The 21,138-nt window shown below is 42.8% G+C and carries 15 protein-coding genes; 14 read left to right on the top strand and 1 reads right to left on the bottom strand.

The window, feature by feature from the left end; all coding sequences use genetic code 11:
* Nucleotides 1–52: 52 nt before the first annotated feature.
* The 3 genes from M1D84_RS14335 (at nt 53) to M1D84_RS14325 (ending at nt 7,036) form a co-directional block, all read left to right on the top strand.
* Nucleotides 53–3,433 (top strand): CheR family methyltransferase, encoded by a 3,381-nt coding sequence (locus M1D84_RS14335; RefSeq protein WP_458106306.1) that lies wholly within the window; start codon nt 53–55, stop codon nt 3,431–3,433.
* Between the two features lie 86 nt (nt 3,434–3,519).
* A complete protein-coding gene (locus M1D84_RS14330) occupies nt 3,520–6,423 on the top strand; it encodes a 5'-nucleotidase C-terminal domain-containing protein (protein WP_458106305.1) in 2,904 nt (967 codons plus the stop codon).
* A 46-nt stretch (nt 6,424–6,469) separates the two neighbouring features.
* A complete protein-coding gene (locus M1D84_RS14325) occupies nt 6,470–7,036 on the top strand; it encodes a class D sortase (RefSeq protein WP_041089565.1) in 567 nt (188 codons plus the stop codon).
* A 37-nt stretch (nt 7,037–7,073) separates the two neighbouring features.
* Here M1D84_RS14325 and M1D84_RS14320 read toward each other — a convergent pair whose 3' ends face one another.
* Complete coding sequence (locus tag M1D84_RS14320; protein ID WP_339241016.1) at nt 7,074–7,982, bottom strand: RluA family pseudouridine synthase; 909 nt, start codon at nt 7,980–7,982, stop codon at nt 7,074–7,076.
* A gap of 109 nt (nt 7,983–8,091) precedes the next feature.
* Between M1D84_RS14320 and M1D84_RS14315 the strand changes: the two genes are divergently transcribed.
* From M1D84_RS14315 to glpD, 11 genes are all read left to right on the top strand, one after another.
* On the top strand, nt 8,092–8,439 hold the full coding sequence (locus M1D84_RS14315; RefSeq protein WP_024425310.1) for a DUF5365 family protein: 348 nt from the start codon (nt 8,092–8,094) through the stop codon (nt 8,437–8,439).
* Nucleotides 8,440–8,750: 311 nt separating this feature from the next.
* Nucleotides 8,751–9,416: an HAD family hydrolase gene (locus M1D84_RS14310; RefSeq protein ID WP_270125609.1), complete on the top strand. Its 666-nt coding sequence runs from the start codon at nt 8,751–8,753 to the stop codon at nt 9,414–9,416.
* Between the two features lie 15 nt (nt 9,417–9,431).
* Entirely contained in the window at nt 9,432–10,970 is a 1,539-nt protein-coding gene (locus M1D84_RS14305; RefSeq protein WP_012009394.1) for a bifunctional GNAT family N-acetyltransferase/carbon-nitrogen hydrolase family protein, read from the top strand.
* Nucleotides 10,971–11,317: 347 nt separating this feature from the next.
* A complete protein-coding gene (locus M1D84_RS14300; RefSeq protein WP_024425308.1) occupies nt 11,318–11,734 on the top strand; it encodes a VOC family protein in 417 nt (138 codons plus the stop codon).
* A gap of 80 nt (nt 11,735–11,814) precedes the next feature.
* On the top strand, nt 11,815–12,732 hold the full coding sequence (locus M1D84_RS14295) for an AEC family transporter (RefSeq protein WP_024425307.1): 918 nt from the start codon (nt 11,815–11,817) through the stop codon (nt 12,730–12,732).
* A 32-nt stretch (nt 12,733–12,764) separates the two neighbouring features.
* Nucleotides 12,765–14,357 (top strand): PucR family transcriptional regulator, encoded by a 1,593-nt coding sequence (locus M1D84_RS14290; protein ID WP_411262583.1) that lies wholly within the window; start codon nt 12,765–12,767, stop codon nt 14,355–14,357.
* A 255-nt stretch (nt 14,358–14,612) separates the two neighbouring features.
* Nucleotides 14,613–15,953, top strand: coding sequence for an aspartate aminotransferase family protein (locus M1D84_RS14285; protein WP_151039210.1), 1,341 nt, complete (start codon nt 14,613–14,615; stop codon nt 15,951–15,953).
* Nucleotides 15,954–16,111: 158 nt separating this feature from the next.
* Nucleotides 16,112–16,669 (top strand): glycerol-3-phosphate responsive antiterminator, encoded by a 558-nt coding sequence (locus M1D84_RS14280; RefSeq protein WP_024425304.1) that lies wholly within the window; start codon nt 16,112–16,114, stop codon nt 16,667–16,669.
* A 215-nt stretch (nt 16,670–16,884) separates the two neighbouring features.
* Nucleotides 16,885–17,700, top strand: coding sequence for an MIP/aquaporin family protein (locus tag M1D84_RS14275; protein ID WP_024425303.1), 816 nt, complete (start codon nt 16,885–16,887; stop codon nt 17,698–17,700).
* A 15-nt stretch (nt 17,701–17,715) separates the two neighbouring features.
* Nucleotides 17,716–19,212 carry a glycerol kinase GlpK gene (glpK, locus tag M1D84_RS14270; RefSeq protein WP_024425302.1) on the top strand — a complete coding sequence of 499 codons (1,497 nt, stop codon included), beginning with the start codon at nt 17,716–17,718 and terminating at the stop codon, nt 19,210–19,212.
* Between the two features lie 139 nt (nt 19,213–19,351).
* A complete protein-coding gene (gene glpD, locus M1D84_RS14265) occupies nt 19,352–21,013 on the top strand; it encodes a glycerol-3-phosphate dehydrogenase (protein ID WP_024425301.1) in 1,662 nt (553 codons plus the stop codon).
* Nucleotides 21,014–21,138: the final 125 nt, after the last annotated feature.

Genomic DNA, 21,138 nt, shown 5'->3' with positions numbered 1-21,138 from the left:
TCTTTCTTTTTGTCGAAAAAAAGTATCAGACGAATGAACATGGGGGTACCAGATGCAGGACAAAATCATTAATCGTTTGATAGAAGACGAACATGTGCAGGCACCAGTGATCGGCATCGGTGTTTCGCCGTTTGAACAGCATCATCTTGAGGCTTTTTTTCAATCGTTGCCACCTGAATTAAATGCCTCTTTTATTGTTGTACAAAATCATGTGACAGGCGATTGTATAACAGATTTAGAAGCACTTGTTTTACCGATTGGCTACCGGGCAAAAACGATTAAACATGGTGAGAAAGTCATGAAGAAGACCATCTATTTTTGTCCGCAGCATGCGGCTGTAACGTTAACAGAAGATCATTGGCTTCATGTATCAGAGCAGCTGCCAACAAACAAGGCATGCTCTGTCGACTCGCTTTTTAAGTCACTTGCCAGTGTTCAAAAGGAAGAGGCGTTTGCGATCTTTTTTCAAAAAGGCCATTGTGTAGGGAGTGGATTGCTTCGGTTGGTTGAGCAAGGCGGTACAGCCTTATCATGCAGTGAGGTAGAGAGTGGTTTTGACAGCATGTATCATCACACATTCAAAAATCCAACCACCCTTGCAGCTTATATGGCCAATATCATCAATGTCCCGCATGCGGATGAGACGGATCCAGCTTTACTAAGAATCATTGAACGTCTCGAAAGGTATAAAGGGATTGCCTTTTCAGCCTATGAAAAGAAAAGGCTGCTTTCTGTTATTCAAAAACGCATGCGCACTGCAAACGAACCGATGTCATTATTAACAGAGTACGATCGTTTATTAGAAAGAGAACCGGATGAGCTTGACCGCCTGCATGCCCAGCTCCTAAGCGGGACGACTGCTTTCTTTAGAGATATGGAGGCTTTTCGAGTATGTGAACAGAAGGTGATCCCGTCAATCATTGACCATTCGATGAACAACGGGAAATCTCGATGCCGAATTTGGATTGCGGGATGTTCGACAGGGGAAGAAGCTTATTCTTTTACGATTTTAGTTTTAGAAGAAATGAAGCGAAGAGATGTGTCCATTGAACTTCAAGTCTTTGCGACAGATATCAACCGAAAAGCCATTCAAATAGCTAGTAAAGGTCTTTATTCGATAGAGTCTATGGCAAGCATACCGGAAAAATGGCGGGCGCGATATTTCGAAAAAAAAGGTGACGCTTTTATTGTGAAGCAGTCGCTTAGAAAACATATTGTTTTTGCTCCTCACAATTTATTGATTGATTCACCTTTTATCCACCTCGATTTTATCAGTTGCCGAAATGTTCTGATGTACTTTGAGCCAGAAGTACAAAAACGAGTATTATCCCGATTCCAATATGCTTTAAAAGAGCAAGGGGTGTTAATCTTAGGGCCAAATGAAACTGTTCCCAATATTCCTCGATTGTTTCAATTATTCAATGAGAAGTGGAACATTTACACCTATTCAAATGTTCCTGCATCTAGTGTCCCTTGGGTATATGACGCTCGTGATGCCGAGTTAAAAAAGCGAGCTGCACAATATATGGAAGAAGTGAGCGGAGAATATGACGCATGCATGGTGATCAATGATTGTGACAAAATTCTGGCGATGTCAAATGGGGCCTATACCTTCTTAGACCGTACAGAAGTGTCAGATCAATCATGTGAATATGTCACACCTGATTATTTGAAAGAGATGTTGAGTCAAACCTTTCAAAAGGTATGGACGGACGAGACAGAGGTTGTGTTTCAGCATGTTCTCATTTCGGAAAAAGGAAAAAAGCAGTATGCGGATTTTATTGTAAAGAGTTTTGATCACCGTTTTAAAGGGGTATACGTCATTCTCATTCGAATGAATGAGAGAGGGAAAATTCAAAAGAACAGCAGGGAAAAAGGGATGCCAGATCAGAATTCAGTTTATCAACAGCGTATTGTCGATTTAGAAAATGAACTCAATGAAATTAAACAAAAAGAGCAGGAGGCAAGGACTCAATTAAAAGTGAAAAACACGCAAATAGCGGAGCTTGAGAAAAAACATGAACATTTTATTAATATCATAAACAACTTAAGGGTAACAAGGGAAGAACTGTATAGACCTTCTGTTAAGCCCCAGCTTGCGACGTTGTTTGTGGACCGGGACATGAATATTCGCTATTACACTCCTACAGCCGCCTCTTTATTTACTTCAGCTCAAATAAGGCAACAGCAATCCTTTCAGGCGATGGCTAAGAAGCTTACGCAGGAAACGCTCTATCATGACATACAATCGGTTATCTCGGACAGGCGCGTCATCGAACGGGAAATTGAAACGAATGAAGGAGAACAATTCACTGTTCACATCACACCTATCTTTGATCAAGATCATGAGGGAGCGGTGATGACGTGGATTAAAATGACGGAAATGACAAAAATCAAACAGTCACTCCATCTAGCGGTAACAGCACTGGATAATAGCCATATCCATATTGTTGTTGCAACTGAGGAAGGGGTCATCCAATGCGTGAATCAGCGCTTTTGCCAGTTTGTACAGCAGCATGAATATGACCTGATCGGCAAAGATATTTTTTCTGTCTATCATTCGCTGTGTCAATGTGATGATTTAGAAAAGCAATGGGACGTTTGTTTAAAAGAAGGCAGCTGGACTGGTGAGCTGTACTTTCAGGATTTATCAGGCCGTGAACGATGGGAGAGAGTCTCTCTACACCGAATTGATGATCCTGACAAAATGCAGTCAACCGTGATGCGGATTTCAGAGGACATTACCAATCAAAAGCAGTCAGAGAAGATGCTGATGAAGTCAGAGATGCTGTCCGCAGTTGGTCAGCTTGCAGCCGGCATCGCCCATGAGATACGGAACCCGCTGACGTCGTTAAAGGGATTTTTACAGCTGATGATTCAAAGTAAGAAATATCAGAAGGATTATGCAGATGTGATGATGTCTGAATTTAATCGGCTTGAAGCGATTATTAATGAATTCCTTGTGCTCTCTAGAAGCAAATCGGTGAAATTTGAGCCGGTACATGTCAATCTTCTGCTCGAAGAAGTGATCATGGTCGTTGAATCACAGGCGGTTTTAAAAGGCGTGTCTATTCAGAAGAATTTATCTCCGTCGCTGCCAAACATTCAAGGTATACCGAATGAGCTGAAACAAGTTTTCTTAAACATTCTTAAAAACGGTATTGAAGCGATGGATGGTGTGACAGGTGTCATTCAAGTCACATCCGTAATGGAACATAATCAGATGATGCTGATTTTTGAAGACCAGGGAAAGGGCATACCAGAAGACGAAATAGGGAAACTGGGTGAACCTTTTTATACAACGAAAGAAAAAGGGACTGGCCTTGGTTTAATGATGACGATTAAAATCATTGAAAGCCATGGCGGCAGCATTCGTTTTGAAAGCAAAAGCTTTGAGGGGACACGAGTGATTATTACGTTTCCAATGAGCTGACAGACATAAGATTTACAAGAAATCCATCTACCATCAATATTTACTTAGTACACTATGAGAGAAAAAGCTCGGAAGGGGAGGGTCTAATGAAACGTGTTCGATCCATTCGAATGATCTGCTGTCTGGTTTTAGTGATCTTTAGTCTGCAATCCTTACTGCCTGGCATGATCACAGCAGAACAAGCCATTGCGTCTGAAAAGAAGGAAACGGTTTGGAACCAAAAGAAGCCAATGAAAATCAAGAAAGCCCGTCAGCTGATCGGAGAGACGGTGACGGTGAGTGGAATTGTGACAGCAGACCAATCGGCTATAGGCAATGGGAAACTGTCAACGTACATTCAAGACAAATCAGCTGGAATCAATATTTATTCAGCACAGCAAAGCAATTTCCCAGAACTAAAAGCAGGCATGAAGGTGACAGTAACGGGGAAGATCACGTCTTATAAAGGATTGATTGAAATTGTGCCGGATCGAGACCGTCTGAAGATCGATGGTGTGAATCAAACTTTGCCAAAACCGAAGCGAGTCTCCGTGAAACAACTAGAAACGGATCAGGCACGTAAACATGAAGGAAAACTTGTGAAGGTCAAAGGCTATGTTGAATCAAAACCAGAGCAGCCGGCTGGCGGTGGATACAATGTAGTAGTCATTGATAAAAAATATCACAGCACCATCCTTAGAGTGATGGCGGATACTAGTGCCATTGATGAAGTAAAGACAGGGAAATGGTATGAGTTTACAGGAGTGTTAAGCAGATATGATACGCTGCAGGTGCTTCCAAGACACAAAGGTGATGTCAGTCTGCTGAAACGCCAGCCGAAGCCGCCAAAAATGAAGAAAGAATACGAGGCAACGATTGACCGGGTGGTAGATGGAGATACGATTCATTTAAAGAAGCCTGTGCTTGGTACAACAAAGGTGCGCTTTGTGAATATGGACACGCCGGAAACGTACCATAAGCCAAAAAATGAATTAGATCAAAACCAGCTGCGTTTTGGACAAAAGGCGGCGGACTATTTAAATACGCTTCTTTCAAGCGGAGATAAAGTCACATTAAAGATTGGTCCTGAAGCGAAGGACGCCTATGGACGTCTTTTAGCTCAAGTGAAAACTAAAAAAGGGGTCAATACGAATTTAGAGCTTGTGAAAAAAGGATATGCCCCTACGTATTTCATCTGGCCGGTTGGAGATGAAAAGGACTATCAGATGTTCCAAAAAGCTGTCAAAGAGGCAAAAGAAAAAGGGCTGGGTATTTGGAATGAAGCGGATCCGCTGCTGGAACAGCCGTTTGAATTTAGAGCACGTGAACAGAAAAAAGGACTGACACGCTACGTCGGTGATTCATCAGCGAAAACGTACGTATCGCCTGACAGCTGGAAAGAAATCGCTGTAGATAAACGCATCTTTTTTGCTTCAAAAGAAGAAGCAGAACAGGCTGGCTATCAGCCGGCAGAGGAAGCTGGGGAAGTCCCGTTAACCATTTTAAGCATGAATGATTTACACGGAAAAATTGATCAACAATACGAGCTGGATCTAAAAGGTGATGGCAATAAAGGAACGTACGGACGGATGGATTATGTGGCGGCTTATATGAAACAGAAACAAGCAGCAAACAAAAATACGATCACAGTCCATGCTGGAGATATGATAGGCGGCAGCTCTCCAATATCGTCTCTTCTGCAAGATGAACCAACAGTTGAACTCATGGAGAACATTGGCTTTGATGTTGGCACGGTCGGCAACCATGAATTTGATGAAGGGGTGGACGAGCTATTACGTATCATAAATGGCGGAGATCATCCTAAAGGCACAAAGGGATATGACGGGCAGAATTTTCCGCTCGTTTGTGCAAACTGTGAATACAAGGATACAGGCAAACCACTTTTACCTGCTTATGAAATCATGGATGTCGAAGGAATTCCTGTAGCATTTATCGGTGTTGTAACAAAGTCAGCCGCAGGAATGGTCATGCCAGAAGGGATTAAAGACATTCAGTTTACAGATGAAGTCAAAGCCGTAAATGAAGCCGCTCAGGAACTAAAACAAAAAGGGATCAAGGCCATAGCGGTTTTAGCTCATATGACAGCCTCACAAAATGGAGACACCATCACTGGAGAAAATGCGAAGCTTGCCAAAGAAGGCGATGATGAAATTGATGTCATCTTTGCGGGGCATAATCACGAAGTGGTAAACGGAGAGGTCAATGGGAAATTAATTGTTCAAGCCTTTGAATATGGGAAGGCCATTGGTGAGGTCAATGTAACACTTGACCGCAAAACGAAGAATATTGTCAAAAAGAGTGCAAATATCCAGTATGTAGACCAGTCTGGTATTGAAAAGGACAAGGAAGCAGCCGGCATCTTGGCTCATTACGGGAAAGAAGTTGAGCCGATTATTAGTGAGGTAGTTGGAGAAGCTGGTATCAAAATGGAAGGCGGCTATTCAAATGATGGAGACACGCCGCTCGGTAATTTGATTGCTGATGGCATGAGGTATTCTATGAAAAGTGATTTTGCCATGATGAATGGCGGCGGCATCAGACAAAACCTTGAAAAAGGGCCGATTACGTGGGGAGATCTGTTTAATATTCAGCCTTTTGGCAACGTATTAGTTAAACTTGAGATTAAGGGGAAAGACTTGGGTGAGATCATTGAAGCGCAAATTTCTCCTCAATTTGGACCAGATTATAGCATTTCGGGCTTTTCATATTCCTATGATCCGGTAACATATAAAGTAGTCGACTTAAAGCTGCCAGATGGATCAGCCGTTGCGCTCGATCAAACATATACACTCACGGTGAATAACTTTATGGCAACTGCAACTGGCAGTAAGTATGCACCGATAGGAAGGCTGGGGAAAAATCCTGAAACAGGCCCAGAGGATTTAGAAGCCACTGTCGCTTTTGTGAAGAGCTTTGAAGGAGCTTCCATTGTGTATCAAAAAGAGGGACGCATTCAAAAAGCAAAACAAGAAGAAAAAGCAGCAAGCTAAAGAGCGTATCATCTAAGAGAAATGTAACAGGTAAAGGAGTTTAAGCATGAAAAAGTGGCTTGCACTTACTGTGATGACAGCAGGAATTGTCTTGCTCGGCTGGGGAATTTGGCAAATCGCCTCTACGCACCTTCAAACAGCACAATCATTAGAAGACGCGAAGAAAGCGGTAGCGGACGATCAGGGGATGTCAAAGAAGCAGTTTTCTCCTGATGTGGGGAAAGCCTCTGGCATCCTGACGATTCCGAAATTAAAAGCAGACCTACCCATTGTCGAAGGGACAGATGCGGATGATCTTGCCAAAGGAGTCGGGCATTACAAAGGCAGTTATTACCCTGATCAAAAGGGACAAATCGTCCTATCTGGCCATCGTGACACGGTATTTCGCCGAACAGGTGAATTGAATATTGGCGATCAGCTGAAAATCACTGTGCCGTATGGTGAGTTTGTTTATGAAATCACACATACGAAAATCGTGGATCAGCATGATACATCCATTATTACTTTGCAGAATAAAAAGGAAGAGCTCGTGTTAACGACATGCTATCCATTTCATTTCGTCGGCAATGCACCAGAGCGGTACATTATTTATGCAAAAAGAGCATCTGTCTAATGAAGAAAGAGCCTGCATTTAATCAGCAGGCTCTTTTTTAATGAATGATCTCGTCCATGAGCTGGGACATATCTAGTGGAAGCGGTGCTTCTATGCTCAGTTGCTCACCTGTAAAAGGATGTGTCATGTCTACTTGTTTGGCGTGGAGAGCGCATCTGTTGATATGATGACGAGCTCCGCCATAAAGTGTATCTCCGGCTAAAGGGTGCCCAAGACTGCTAAGATGGACTCGAATTTGATGTGTTCTTCCCGTCTCAAGTTGCAGCTTGACGGCTGTCATTTGCAGGCGTTTATTGATGTCCATGACCTGAAAGTGAGTGACAGCATTTTGACCAGTAGGAGAGATTCTTCGTCTGACGGCATGATGCTTGTCACGACCGATCGCTGCCTCGATAGTACCTTTCTTTTTCTTGAAAAGTCCTTCTGCGATAGCGATGTAGGTTCGGCTGATCGTTTTTTTAGAAAGCATTTGATCAAGCACAGCATGAGCTAATCTGTGTTTGGCAAAAATGACCGTGCCGCTTGTGTCTTGATCTAGTCTGTGAATATGTCTCACTCGCTTTTCCTCGCCATTTGCTTGAAAATGAAAGGCCACAAGGTTTGCCAGTGTGCCCGTTTGTCCCTTTTCATTCGGGTGCGTTGGTCGTCCAGCGGGCTTTTGCACAATCAATAAGTGCTCGTCCTCAAAGAGCACCTCTAATTCACCATATTCTGGCGTCACATCACTTTCTTCCGTTTCAAATAAATCGATCAGGATGTGATCGCCTGTACTGACTTTTGCCGCGTGATGGGCAGGCTTTTGATTTAAACGTATTTTTTGATGCTCCATCCAAAAATGGATAATCGGTTTTGAGGCCGACACGGCTGTTTTTAAAAACTGACTCAGTGAAGTGTCATGATCCTGCTCACCTGCTTTTAGCGAGAGCGTGTGTCCGTTAATGTTCATGATATTCGTTCCTCTCTTTGGGTATATATAGGAAACACTTACCTTGGCGAACGCCTTTTTTTCTGTGCTATTCTGAATGGAGAAATAACGACAGAGAGGTAGATGCCACGTGAGAATAATGAAAGCTGCTACAGACCTGCAAGAGCAGGCAATTGAAGAAATATCAAAGGATGTTGAAGATCTTCTATCCCATGCTGTCGGTGAAAACCCAGCTGCGCGTCAACAAGAACGCCCGCTGACCTTTGTTGAAGGGGTTTATAACGGAACGATGGACGATGCTTTTCGTATTTTATCGGGACTTCAGCTATTACATACCATTATTGTAAAACCTAAACGCCATATTACAAAGCGTGATCGTGAGCTATTCGAGCGAAACCGTGAGCAGGTCAATGCATGCGGCTTTTCTTTTCCATTTGATTTAGACGATTTTGCCAGCCGCCGTCTTCAAAATGCGTAAAAGTTGGTGTGAACTTCCTTGTTAACTTACAAGGCTGCCGCACATACTATTTTTAAGGGAACGGAGAAACCTTTAGATCTGTAATACCAAACCCGCTCTTTTTCAACATTGCCTATTTCTCCACGAATCGGAGCGCTTGGATCTCTTGCAGAATAAACCGAACACGGGTAGGAGCCTGACAAAATTGGTACAGGCTCCTTTTATACATAATTATTTTAGCAGACATTCATCTTTGAAAGTCAATTTTATTCACGATATGATAGCATTGAGTATTATATTAAAGACTTTCGTAAAAAAAAGGAGTGGCCTCGTTGGTAAAGGCGATTATATTTGATTTTGACGGATTAATTTTAGATACAGAAACACATGAATATGAAGTTTTACAAGAAATGTTTGCAGAGCATGAGTCGGAGCTGCCTCTTTCTGTATGGGGCAACGTTATCGGGACGCAGGCAGGCTTTAAGCCTTTTGAATACTTAGAAAAGCAGCTAGGAAAGACGCTCGATCATGAGGCACTCACAGCGGACCGGCGTTCTCGTTTTCAAAAGAGAATGAAGGATGAATCAGCACGACCTGGCGTAGAAGCTTATTTACAGGCAGCGAAGGAGCTTGGAATCAAGATTGGACTTGCTTCCAGCTCAGACTATAAATGGGTGTCTGATCACCTGAAGCAAATTGGTCTTTTCGATTACTTTGAATGTATCCGCACGTCAGATGATGTGGAAGAAGTCAAACCAAATCCAGAGCTTTATTTGAAAACCGCAAGCTGCTTAGGTGTAGAGCCAAAGGATTGTGTGGCATTTGAGGATTCAGTGAATGGATCAATTGCTGCCAAACGCGCAGGCATGAAATGCGTCATCGTCCCAAACAAAGTGACGAGCACGCTGCAGTTTGAAGAATATGATGTCAGATTAGAATCCATGGCTGAAATCGAATTGCTCCAGCTATTCCATCAGCTTGAAAAAGAGGATCAGTAGGGGGGCAAAAACATCATGGCAGAAAAACTCGATTTAACGCGGTTTGAAAAAAGAATGGTGATTCGTAATATCCGGGAAGAAGATATTGACCGAATCATCGCCTTGCAGGAGGTATGCTTTCCGGGCATGGACCCTTGGAAACGAGAGCACCTTGAAAGCCATCTTGAGCATTTCCCAGAAGGTCAGTTTTGTGCTGAATTTGAGGGAGAAATCATTGGCTCTTGTTCAAGTTTATTAATTAACTTTGATGAATACGATGACCGTCATACTTGGCAGGACATCACAGATGATGGGTACATCACTAACCATAATCCAGATGGGATGAATATGTATGGAATTGAAGTGATGGTTAGTCCTGAATACCGCCGTATGAAAATTGGCCATCGTTTATATGAAGCAAGAAAAGACTTAGCGAGAAGATTAAATTTAAAAAGCATCATCATTGGCGGACGCATCCCGAATTATCATAAATACCAAGAGGAAATGACGCCTCGTCAATATGTGGAGCAGGTCATGCTTCACCAAATTTATGATCCTGTTTTATCTTTTCAGCTGTTAAATGAATTCAGCCTCATGCGGATCAATCCGAATTACTTGCCGGATGATAAGGCATCGAGCACATATGCAACGTTAATGGAATGGAACAACGTCGATTATCGTCCGCAATCGAAGAGATATTATAAATCGGCATTCCCAGTTCGTATTTGCGTCATTCAATATGCGATGAAACAAATTCATTCCTTCGAGGAATTCATGAATCAGGTGGAGTATTATGTTGATGTCGCTTCAGATGCGTCAGCTGACTTTGCCGTATTCCCAGAAATTTTTACAACGCAGCTCATGTCTTACTTAGAGGAGCGCTCCCCAAGTCTTGCAGTGCAAAGGATCACAGAATATACCGAGGACTACATTAATTTGTTCACAGACCTTTCTGTGAAGTACAACATTAACATCATTGGCGGATCCCATTTCGTTGAAGAGGAAGGGAAAATCTACAATATCGCTTATTTATTTAGACGTGATGGAACAATTGAAAAGCAATATAAGCTCCATATCACACCGAATGAAAGAAAATGGTGGGGGATTTCAGCAGGTGATCAGGTTCGGGTATTTGATACAGACTGTGGTAAAATTGCGATCCAAATTTGCTACGATATTGAATTTCCTGAGCTTGCTCGAATTGCAGCTGATAAAGGAGCGAAAATTATTTTTACTCCGTTCTGTACAGAAGACCGCCAAGGCTATTTAAGAGTGCGTTACTGTGCACAGGCTAGAGCGGTTGAAAACCAGATTTATACCGTTATCTCAGGAACTGTCGGAAACCTTCCGCAAACCGAAAATATGGATGTCCAATATGCACAGTCAGCGATTTTTGCCCCATCTGACTTTGAATTTGCAAGAGATGGGATTGTAGGAGAATGTAATCCGAATATAGAAATGGTTGTCGTTGGCGATGTCGATTTAGAAATTTTAAGAAGACAGCGGCAAGATGGAACGGTACGTCAGCTCAAAGACCGAAGAAGAGACGTGTACCATATTGAATATAAGAAATAATGAAAGGAAGTGCCTGTCACAAGGCGCTTCAGCGCACAGACAAACCCTCGCATTCGGTGTCAGGTCTGCGCTCCAGTGCTCACGAATGTTTCATTCGCTCCGCTCCGGTGCTCGACCTTCCTAGACTGCAAAGGTTTTCTATCACGCTGAAAAGAAGCGCCTGTCACAAGGCGCTTTTTTTTGATTAAGAGACACAGTAGCAGCACGAGCGCTGCTACCTGTTCAAGATTCATCATCATTTTTTGCTTAAATAAGGTGGAAAGCTTATTTTTTCATGCGATAAAGGGATGCCGGAGCAAAATCTGAATATACTGAAAGGAGATCATGTGTTCAAAAAGGAGAGGAACATGGGACGACAAGCTAAACATTTGTATATCAATTTACCGGTAAAGCATGTCAAGGAATCAAAGGCTTTTTTTGAGCAGCTGGGTTTTGACTTTCAAGAGCAGCTGACGAATGATCAGGCAGCTTGTTTGGTCATTGGTGACACCATTACGGTTATGCTGTTAACCCATAAGCATTTTCAAACCATCTCAGAAAAACAATTGGTGGATGCAAGGCAGGGATCAGAGGTCATTGTCTCAATGCGGGTTGATTCACGAAAAGAGGTCGATGAGCTGGTGGAGCAGGCGATGGCAGCAGGCGGGTCGCCGTTTAAGGAAAAGCAGGATCATGGGTTCATGTACGGTTGGAGCTTTCAGGATCTTGATGGTCATTTGTGGGAAGTGTTCTATTTGGATGAGGAGAGAAGCGGCCTTTCATAAGGGTGCTTCTTTTTTATTGTTTAACAGTGGTATGATTATGAGGAAGAATAGGAATTCATCTAGAGAAAAGCAGGTGCAGCATGGAGTTTTTACTTGTCTTACTGCCAGTGTTCGGTATTTTCCTTATCGGGTATATTGGGCAGAAGGCCATTGGTTTTGACATACATACGCTCTCATCAATGTCTTTATATTTAATGTCACCATTTCTTGCGTTTGAAACCTTTTATCAAAACAAAGTGTCGATGGACTATGTGTACCTATCTATTTTTGTCGTCGGACTTTGTCTTTCACTTGTCTTATGTGTCTTTATTTTATCTCGTATTTATGGTTATTCGAAGGAAATGTATTGTGCCATGATTCTGTCGTCAGCATTTATGAACAATGGGAATTACGGCACGCCTGTTGTCCTGCTTGTCTTCGGAGCAGCAGGTTTAGATATTGCCATCGTCTTAATGGTGCTGCAGCAGCTTGTCATGAGTACGATCGGTATGTATTATGCAGCAAAGGGCGGAGAGGATGCAGGGGATGGGAAGGTCGTGCTGAAAAAAGTGCTGCGTATGCCGGTTGCATATGGGGCACTCCTCGGTCTATTATTTCAGCTGATGGATCTTACACTACCTAAAGAGGTGATGACGGGTGTCCAGCTTGTGGGAGATGCCGCCATACCGACGATTATGCTTATTTTAGGCATGCAGCTCGCCGTCATTTCTTTTAAGCAAGTGGATTATCGCAATATTTCTTATGCTGTATTGCTGAAGCTGTTTATTTCACCACTCATCGCATTTGGCTTTACACTCATTTTACCGGTAGATGATCTAGTGAAACAAATTATGATCTTAGTTGCAGCCATGCCGACAGCAGCAAATACCACCCTGATGGCTGTACAATTTCGAACGAAGCCTGAGTTTGTCTCAAGCACGACATTTCTCAGTACCGTTTTAAGCATCGTGACATTACCAGTTTTATTATGGATTTTATCTATGCACCCTCTGGGATAGGGGATAGGCGGCAAACAAAGGGGGACATATCAATGAATGCAGATGTTCATTTTCAAGTGAGTGATGTGTTGAAAACAAAGTATTTTGCCCATGCAAAAGTGTTAGCAGGAGAAAAGGGATTGTTTCGGCAGGTCAAATGGGTCCATGTGCTAGAAGTGCCTGCTGTAGAAGATTTGTTAAATGGGGGAGAGCTCATCCTAACAACAGCCGCAGGCTTTCATGATCAATTGGATGTGTTTCAAGTATTTTTAAAACAGCTGATCGATTCTGGTGCGGCAGGCTTATGTATTGAATTTGTTCCGCTCAGATTCGATGTGCCGGAAGAACTGATTGCGTATGCAGAAGAAAGAGATTTTCCGCTGATTTTGTTTACAAAAGAAGTGAAATTCGTCAACATCACACAGCATCTCCATACGATGATGATTGAACGCCAGTATCAAATGATGGCTGATTTAGAAGCACTATCATCAAAGCTGAATGAGCTTTTGCTGACTCCCCATCCGCAGATGGATATTTTGGATCAAGTGTATCAGCACGTAAGGGGCATTCTTTTACTCATTCCTGTTCAGGGGGAGCCGATTATTTTATGTGATTCCTCCAAACAAACCGAAGAGCTGGTCATGAATTATTTACAGTTTGCTTCCTTGCCAAAAGGATACGAAGTGACCAAAAAAGAAGTGCTTGCACTCAAGCAGACATTTGCAGACCTTGTGCTCATTCATCAAACAAACACACTCTCAGAATTCGAACTGCTCGTAATGGATAAAGGGGCAAATGCTCTTGCCCAGCAAACGCTAAGAGAGCTTTATACAGAAGAGCTGAAGAAGACAAAAGAGAACGAATGGCTGCAAAAATGGTTCCAAGAAGAGCATACAGAAAGAGATGTTTTAGAGCATCTTGAAGAAACAGAAGGATTGAAAAAGCCAACCGGCTGTGTGGTGATGCTCTTTCAAAAGCATCATCAAATCGAAGAAATCGCAGGAAATCTTTATTTTCTCGTATCTTGCCGCTCTATCTTTCAGCGAGCGGGTTTCCATTTGATTCCTTATGAGCATCAAGGACAAACCTTGTTTATTTTATTGAACACGAGAAAGAAGGAGGATTGGAAAGAGCGTGCAGAGAGGGCTGCGAGCGATATCAAACAATTGTATGAGCGCGAGCAGCCCCGCGGAACTGTGATCAATTTTGGCATCGGTCCATATTGTGAACAGTTTCAGCATATGAGAAAAAGCTTTCAAGCAGCCAAAGAAGTGCTGCATTTAAAGAAAGTGATGCCCCAGCGTGTGGAAAGCCCATTTTATCAAGATTTGCATATGCTCCGTCTCATGCCTGTCATGAAGGAAAGCGGACTGCTTGAATGTATGGTGAAAGAGTATTTGGAGCCTGTCATTTTATATGATAAGCAAAATAGCGGCAGACTTTATCAAACGCTGAATATCTTTTTACAGACAAACGGTTCTAAAAAGGAAACTGCAAGCCAGCTCTATATTGTCAGGCAGACGCTTTATCATAGACTAGATAAACTGCAAGCATTGCTTGGCGAGGATATGATGCAGGCACCGAAACGACAGGCGCTTGAATTTGCGATTCTTGCATATGAATTCCTGCAAGGAAATGACCGTTAACGAGGTATGTTAGATTTGCTAAGCATCCGAGTAGAGTGTCTTACCGTTCTTTTCAATCAGTTGACGATCTGTCTAATGTAATGGGCCCGGCCCCTTTTTTATAATGAAAGTAATGGTTGGTTCTCTCTTACGGGCGGCCTAGTTTCAGTTTCATATGCCTCCCTTTTCAGCCATATAATGAATAGAGGGGCAATGTGCTGCTGAACCGGTTTAAGCTTCTTTAATGATGAAAACGGATACATGGGGGTCGGGAAGATGAAAATACATGAGCAGGCTCAAAATCTTCAGGCGAAAGATGATCAGTTGATCTGGCATCATATGAAAGGGACAAACAAGGAAAATGAAAGCATGGTCATTCACAAGGCAGAAGGCGCATGGGTGACTGATATTCATGGGAATCGCTATTTAGACGGGATGTCAGGTCTTTGGTGTGTAAATGCCGGTTATGGCAGAAAAGAGCTTGCAGAAGCGGCATATGAGCAGCTAAATACAATGCCTTACTATCCGCTGACGCAAAGCCATGTGCCAGCGATTCAGCTGGCTGAAAAGCTAAATGAATGGCTTGGCGGGGACTATGTCATCTTCTTTTCTAACAGCGGTTCTGAAGCCAATGAAGCCGCTTTTAAGATCGCCAAACAATATCATGCGCAAAAAGGAGAGAGCACAAGAACAAAGTTCATCTCCAGGTATCGGTCGTATCACGGTAATACCGCAGCAGCTCTTGCTGCAACGGGGCAGGCGCAGCGTAAATATAAATATGAGCCATTAGGTCAAGGCTTTATCCATGTCGCACCGCCTGATATGTATCGTCATCCTGAGGATCAAGAGACTTTGGCAAGTGCAACGGCAATCGATCAAGCCATGACGTGGGAACTAAGTGAGACCATTGCTGGGGTCATTATGGAACCGATTATTACAGGCGGCGGTATCTTAATGCCGCCAAAAGGGTATTTGAAGAAGGTCAAAGACATCTGTGAGGCTCATGGAGCGCTTCTCATTGTGGATGAAGTCATCTGCGGCTTTGGCCGGACAGGGAAGCGGTTTGGTTTTATGCATGAAGATGTAAAGCCGGACATCATCACAATGGCAAAAGGGATCACAAGCGGCTATTTACCTCTTTCTGCAACGTGCGTGAAACGAGAAATCTATGAAGCCTACGCAGGGGAAGATACGTATGACAGGCTGCGCCATGTAAATACATTTGGCGGTCACCCTGCTTCTTGTGCGGTGGCCCTTGCCAACCTAGAGATCATGGAAACCGAGAAATTAGTAGAACGGTCTGACACACTTGGGCAAGACATGCTTGAACGTTTGCAAGAGTTAAAAGAGCATCCATTTGTCGGTGATGTCAGAGGGAAAGGCCTGCTGTTTGGTATTGAACTTGTTCAGGATCAACAGTCTAAAAAACCGGCTGATCCACAGGTGGTCGGTCAATTGATTGCAGAATGTAAAAAACGCGGACTGATCATCGGGAAAAATGGTGATACGGTTGCCGGCTATAATAACGTTGCCCAGCTTGCACCGCCGCTAAATATAACAGCCGAAGACGCTTCATTTATTATCAACACGCTAAAAGAAAGCATGGCAAAGTTATAGCAGAGAGATTTCTCTGCTTTTTTCTATGGGAAGATCACATACATTAAGATCTGCTAGGTGCAATCGGCATTGGATACACTAGGTGTATTGAAAAATAGAAGAGATTCTATTACTGTTAGGAGAAGACTGAACCAATACACTTTAGAAGGAGACGGCATATGAGTTTTCATGATCAACCCATTCTACCTGCTGTTCGCAATATGAAGCAATTTGAGGAATTTTTAAAAAGTCCATTTACATATGGGGTCTTACTTGATGTGCATTTAGGCCGGCTAAAGGGCATTATGAATGAGGCAAATGCCCATCATAAAAAAATGTTTGTCCATGTCGATCTCATTCATGGGATCAAACATGATGAGTATGGAACGGAATTTATTTGTCAGGAAATGAAGCCGGCAGGAATTATTTCTACTAGGTCTTCTGTCATAGTAAAAGCCAAGCAAAAAAAGGTATATGCCATTCAGCGAATGTTTTTACTTGATACAAGTGCGATGGAAAAAAGCATGGAGTTCGTAGGAAAACACCGCCCAGATTTTATTGAAGTATTGCCAGGAGTCGTACCGGATTTAATTACAGAAGTGCGCGAGCGAGCTGGGATTCCAATATTTGCAGGCGGGTTTATCCGTACAAAAGAAGATGTAGAAAGAGCGCTTGAAGCGGGAGCTACAGCTGTGACAACATCGAATACAGCCCTTTGGAAAGCGTTCCAAAAGTGAAAAAGATAAAATGTGAAAATTGATTGACAACGTTTTCATCCTCTGATACTATAGCACTAAGTTAATATCATGTGATGGAGAAACGGAGATCCACAACAGCGCTTTACTAGGTGACAAATGACCCTGATGTAAAGTATGTTTGTTGTGGATCTTTTTTCTTTATCTTTTTTTACACATTCATAGGGGATGGCAACTGAACCAGAGGAGGAATTTTCATGACACCATTTTGGGGTGAAGTCGTAGGTACAATGCTTCTCATTATTTTTGGAGGCGGTGTATGTGCGGCAGTCAATTTAAAGAAATCGCTCGCATATCAGTCCGGCTGGATTGTAATCGCTTTCGGATGGGGATTTGCAGTAGCCATAGCAGCTTATGCAACAGGTGGAATCAGCGGAGCACATTTGAATCCAGCACTAACAATTGGGCTTGCACTAGAAGGAAGTTTTCCTTGGGCTGATGTACCAATGTATATTGCCGGTCAAATGCTTGGCGCATTAATAGGAGCTATTATTGTCTTTTTACATTACTTACCGCACTGGAAAGCAACAGACGATCCCGGTGCAAAGCTGGGTGTATTCTCAACTGGTCCTGCGATTCCGCATACTTTTGCAAACGTACTTAGTGAAGTCATCGGTACATTTGTATTGGTTCTAGGAATCTTAGCGATTGGTGCAAATAAATTCGCAGACGGAATCAATCCGCTGATTGTTGGATTCTTAATTGTCGCAATTGGTCTTTCTTTAGGTGGAACAACTGGTTATGCAATCAATCCTGCACGTGATTTAGGTCCGAGAATTGCACATGCGATTCTGCCGATTCCAGGTAAAGGTCCATCGAATTGGAAGTATGCTTGGGTGCCAGTCGTTGGGCCAATTTTAGGCGGCGCATTTGGCGGTGTTTTCTACAATGCAGCTTTTAAAGCGAACATCACACCAGCCTTTTGGATTGTAAGCGTTATTTTAGTTGTGGTATTGTTAGGACTCTATGTCTCTACGAAAAATCAAACAAATGCTGTAAATGAAAGTATGTAAGGGGAGGAAAACACCATGGCAAAAGAAAAATATATTCTCGCTTTAGATCAAGGGACAACAAGCTCAAGAGCGATCTTATTTGATCAAGAAGGCAAAATTGCACATACAGCTCAGAAGGAATTTAATCAATATTTTCCGAACCCAGGCTGGGTAGAACATAATGCAAATGAAATTTGGAGTTCTGTTCTATCCGTCATTTCAACTGCTTTAATTGAATCAGGCATTGAAGCAGATCAAATCGCCGGTATCGGAATTACGAACCAGCGTGAGACAGCTGTTGTTTGGGATAAACATACAGGCGCACCCGTTTATAATGCAATTGTTTGGCAGTCTAGACAAACGTCTGGCATTTGTGAAGAGTTAAAAGCGCAAGGACACAATGAAACGTTTAGAAATAAAACAGGTCTTCTCATTGATGCTTATTTCTCAGGGACAAAAGTAAAATGGATTTTAGACAATGTAGAAGGTGCTCGTGAGAAAGCAGAAAATGGCGACTTGCTGTTTGGCACAATTGATACATGGCTCATTTGGAAGATGACAGGCGGTCAATCACACGTCACAGATTACTCCAACGCGTCAAGAACGTTAATGTTCAACATTTACGATCTGAAATGGGATGAAGAATTACTTGAGATCCTTGGCGTACCTGCTTCTATGCTTCCAGAGGTGAAACCATCTTCACACATCTATGGTGAAACAACAGACTATCACTTCTTCGGCAGAAATATCCCGATTGCAGGAGCGGCGGGAGACCAGCAGTCTGCACTATTCGGTCAGGCTTGCTTTGAAGAAGGAATGGCGAAGAACACGTATGGCACAGGATGTTTCATGTTGATGAATACAGGGGAAAAAGCAATTAAGTCGGATCATGGTTTATTAACGACAATTGCATGGGGCATTGACGGTAAAGTTGAATATGCTTTAGAAGGAAGTATTTTCGTAGCTGGTTCAGCGATTCAGTGGCTGCGCGACGGACTGAGAATGTTTAAAGACTCAAAAGACAGCGAAGCCTATGCCGAGCGCGTTGAGTCAACAGATGGCGTATATGTCGTTCCAGCATTTGTTGGTCTAGGCACACCATACTGGGACAGTGATGTCAGAGGCGCTGTATTCGGATTAACACGCGGTACTTCTAAAGAGCACTTTGTCCGTGCAACGTTAGAATCACTTGCTTATCAAACAAAAGATGTTTTAGATGCGATGGAAAAGGATTCAAACATCTCATTAAAAACTTTGCGTGTGGATGGCGGAGCTGTAAAGAATGATTTCTTAATGGGCTTCCAAAGTGATTTGCTGGATGTACCAGTAGAGCGTCCAGAAATTAATGAAACGACGGCACTCGGTGCGGCCTATCTTGCGGGAATAGCAGTTGGCTTCTGGAACGACCGTTCAGACATTGCAAAACAATGGAACCTTGACAAGCGCTTTGACCCTAAAATGGAAGAGGACAGCCGTGACTCGTTATACAGCGGGTGGAAAAAGGCTGTAAAAGCAGCTCAAGCTTTCAAATAAACCAAAAGTATGGTATACTTCAAGTAAGTTAATAGAACGGTTGGAGAACTGGAGAGACCGCAGGCACCGAAGTGTAGAAATACGCTTTGGGTGTTTGCGGTCTCTTTTTCTTTACCGTACAACATGGGAGGAACAAGAGATGACTTTTTCTAGCTTAGAAAGAGAACAAATGCTTCAGGAAATGACAAAAAAACCATATGATGTGTTTATCATTGGTGGGGGTATAACAGGCGCTGGTACAGCACTTGACGCGGCTTCACGCGGAATGCGTGTCGGTCTTGCAGAAATGCAGGATTTCGCAGCAGGTACGTCCAGCCGCTCAACGAAACTAGTGCACGGCGGACTTCGTTATTTAAAACAATTTGAAGTAAAAATGGTCGCAGAGGTCGGTAAAGAGCGTGCCATTGTATACGAAAATGGTCCTCATGTGACAACGCCAGAATGGATGCTTCTTCCGATGCATAAAGGCGGGACATTTGGTAAGTTTTCAACCTCTATTGGACTGAGAGTGTATGACTTTTTAGCTGGCGTAAAGCATAGCGAACGCAGAAGCATGCTAAGTGCGAAAGAAACACTTGAAAAAGAACCGCTTGTCAAAAAGGACGGCTTAAAAGGCGGCGGCTACTATGTTGAATACCGTACAGATGATGCACGCCTCACAATTGAAGTCATGAAAGAGGCTGTGAAATTCGGAGCGGAAGCGGTCAACTATGCGAAAGTAAAAGAATTTATTTATGATAAAGGCAAAGTGGTTGGTGTAGTCATTGAAGATGTCATGACGCATAAAACATACGATGTGTATGCGAAGAAGATCGTCAACGCGACAGGTCCATGGGTAGATCAGCTGAGAGACAAGGACCACTCAAAAGAAGGAAAACACTTACAGCATACAAAAGGAATTCACTTAGTATTTGACCAATCGGTCTTCCCATTAAAACAAGCGATTTACTTTGACACGCCTGATAAACGTATGGTCTTTGCCATTCCAAGAGAAGGCAAAACGTACGTTGGAACAACAGATACAGTGTACAAAAAACAGCTGGAGCACCCGCGTATGACAAAAGCCGATCGTGACTATGTCATCCAAGCGATTCAGTACATGTTCCCTGACCTCAATATTACAGAAAAAGATGTAGAATCCAACTGGGCCGGTCTTCGTCCGCTCATTCATGAAGAGGGCAAAGATCCTTCAGAAATTTCTCGTAAAGATGAAGTGTGGACATCATCTTCAGGCTTAATCACCATTGCTGGCGGTAAATTAACAGGCTACCGTAAAATGGCTGAGCATATTGTCGATCTAGTACGTGATGGATTGAAACAGGAAACGGGCAAAGATTACGGACCATGTAAAACAAAGCATATGCCAATCTCAGGCGGCCATGTAGGCGGATCTAAAAACATGGCAGCCTTTGTTCAAGCGAAAACAGCAGAAGGCGCATCTGTTGGTTTAACAGAACCGATTGCACAAAAACTAGCTGAAAAATATGGTTCAAACGTCAGCAGTGTCTACAAACGAGTAGAGCAGCTTCAAGGGGAAGCAGACAAACGAAACATTCCAGCATATGTGCTGGCAGAGCTTGTCTATGCGATCGAAGAAGAACTAGCTGTAACACCTGTCGATTTCTTCTTAAGAAGAACAGGAAGCCTATTATTTAATATCAATTGGGCAAAAAAATACGCACAGCCTGTTGTTGACTACATGGCAGAGCGTTTTGGCTGGGATGAAGCAGCAAAACAGAAACATCAAACAGAATTAGATCAACTATTCCATGAAGCAGTCGTACCGCTTGATGCTGAATAAAAAGAAAAGCCGATCATGCATCGGCTTTTTTTATTTGTGCAACATTTTTTCCAACTGCTAATGATATAGCATGACATAAAGGATGATTCCATATAAAATAACAGTAGATGTTATTTTATTGATGA

Source organism: Bacillus sp. PK5-006, from assembly GCF_054161415.1.
Note: the sequence above shows the minus strand (reverse complement) of the source record. Positions and strands in the feature narration are given on the sequence as shown.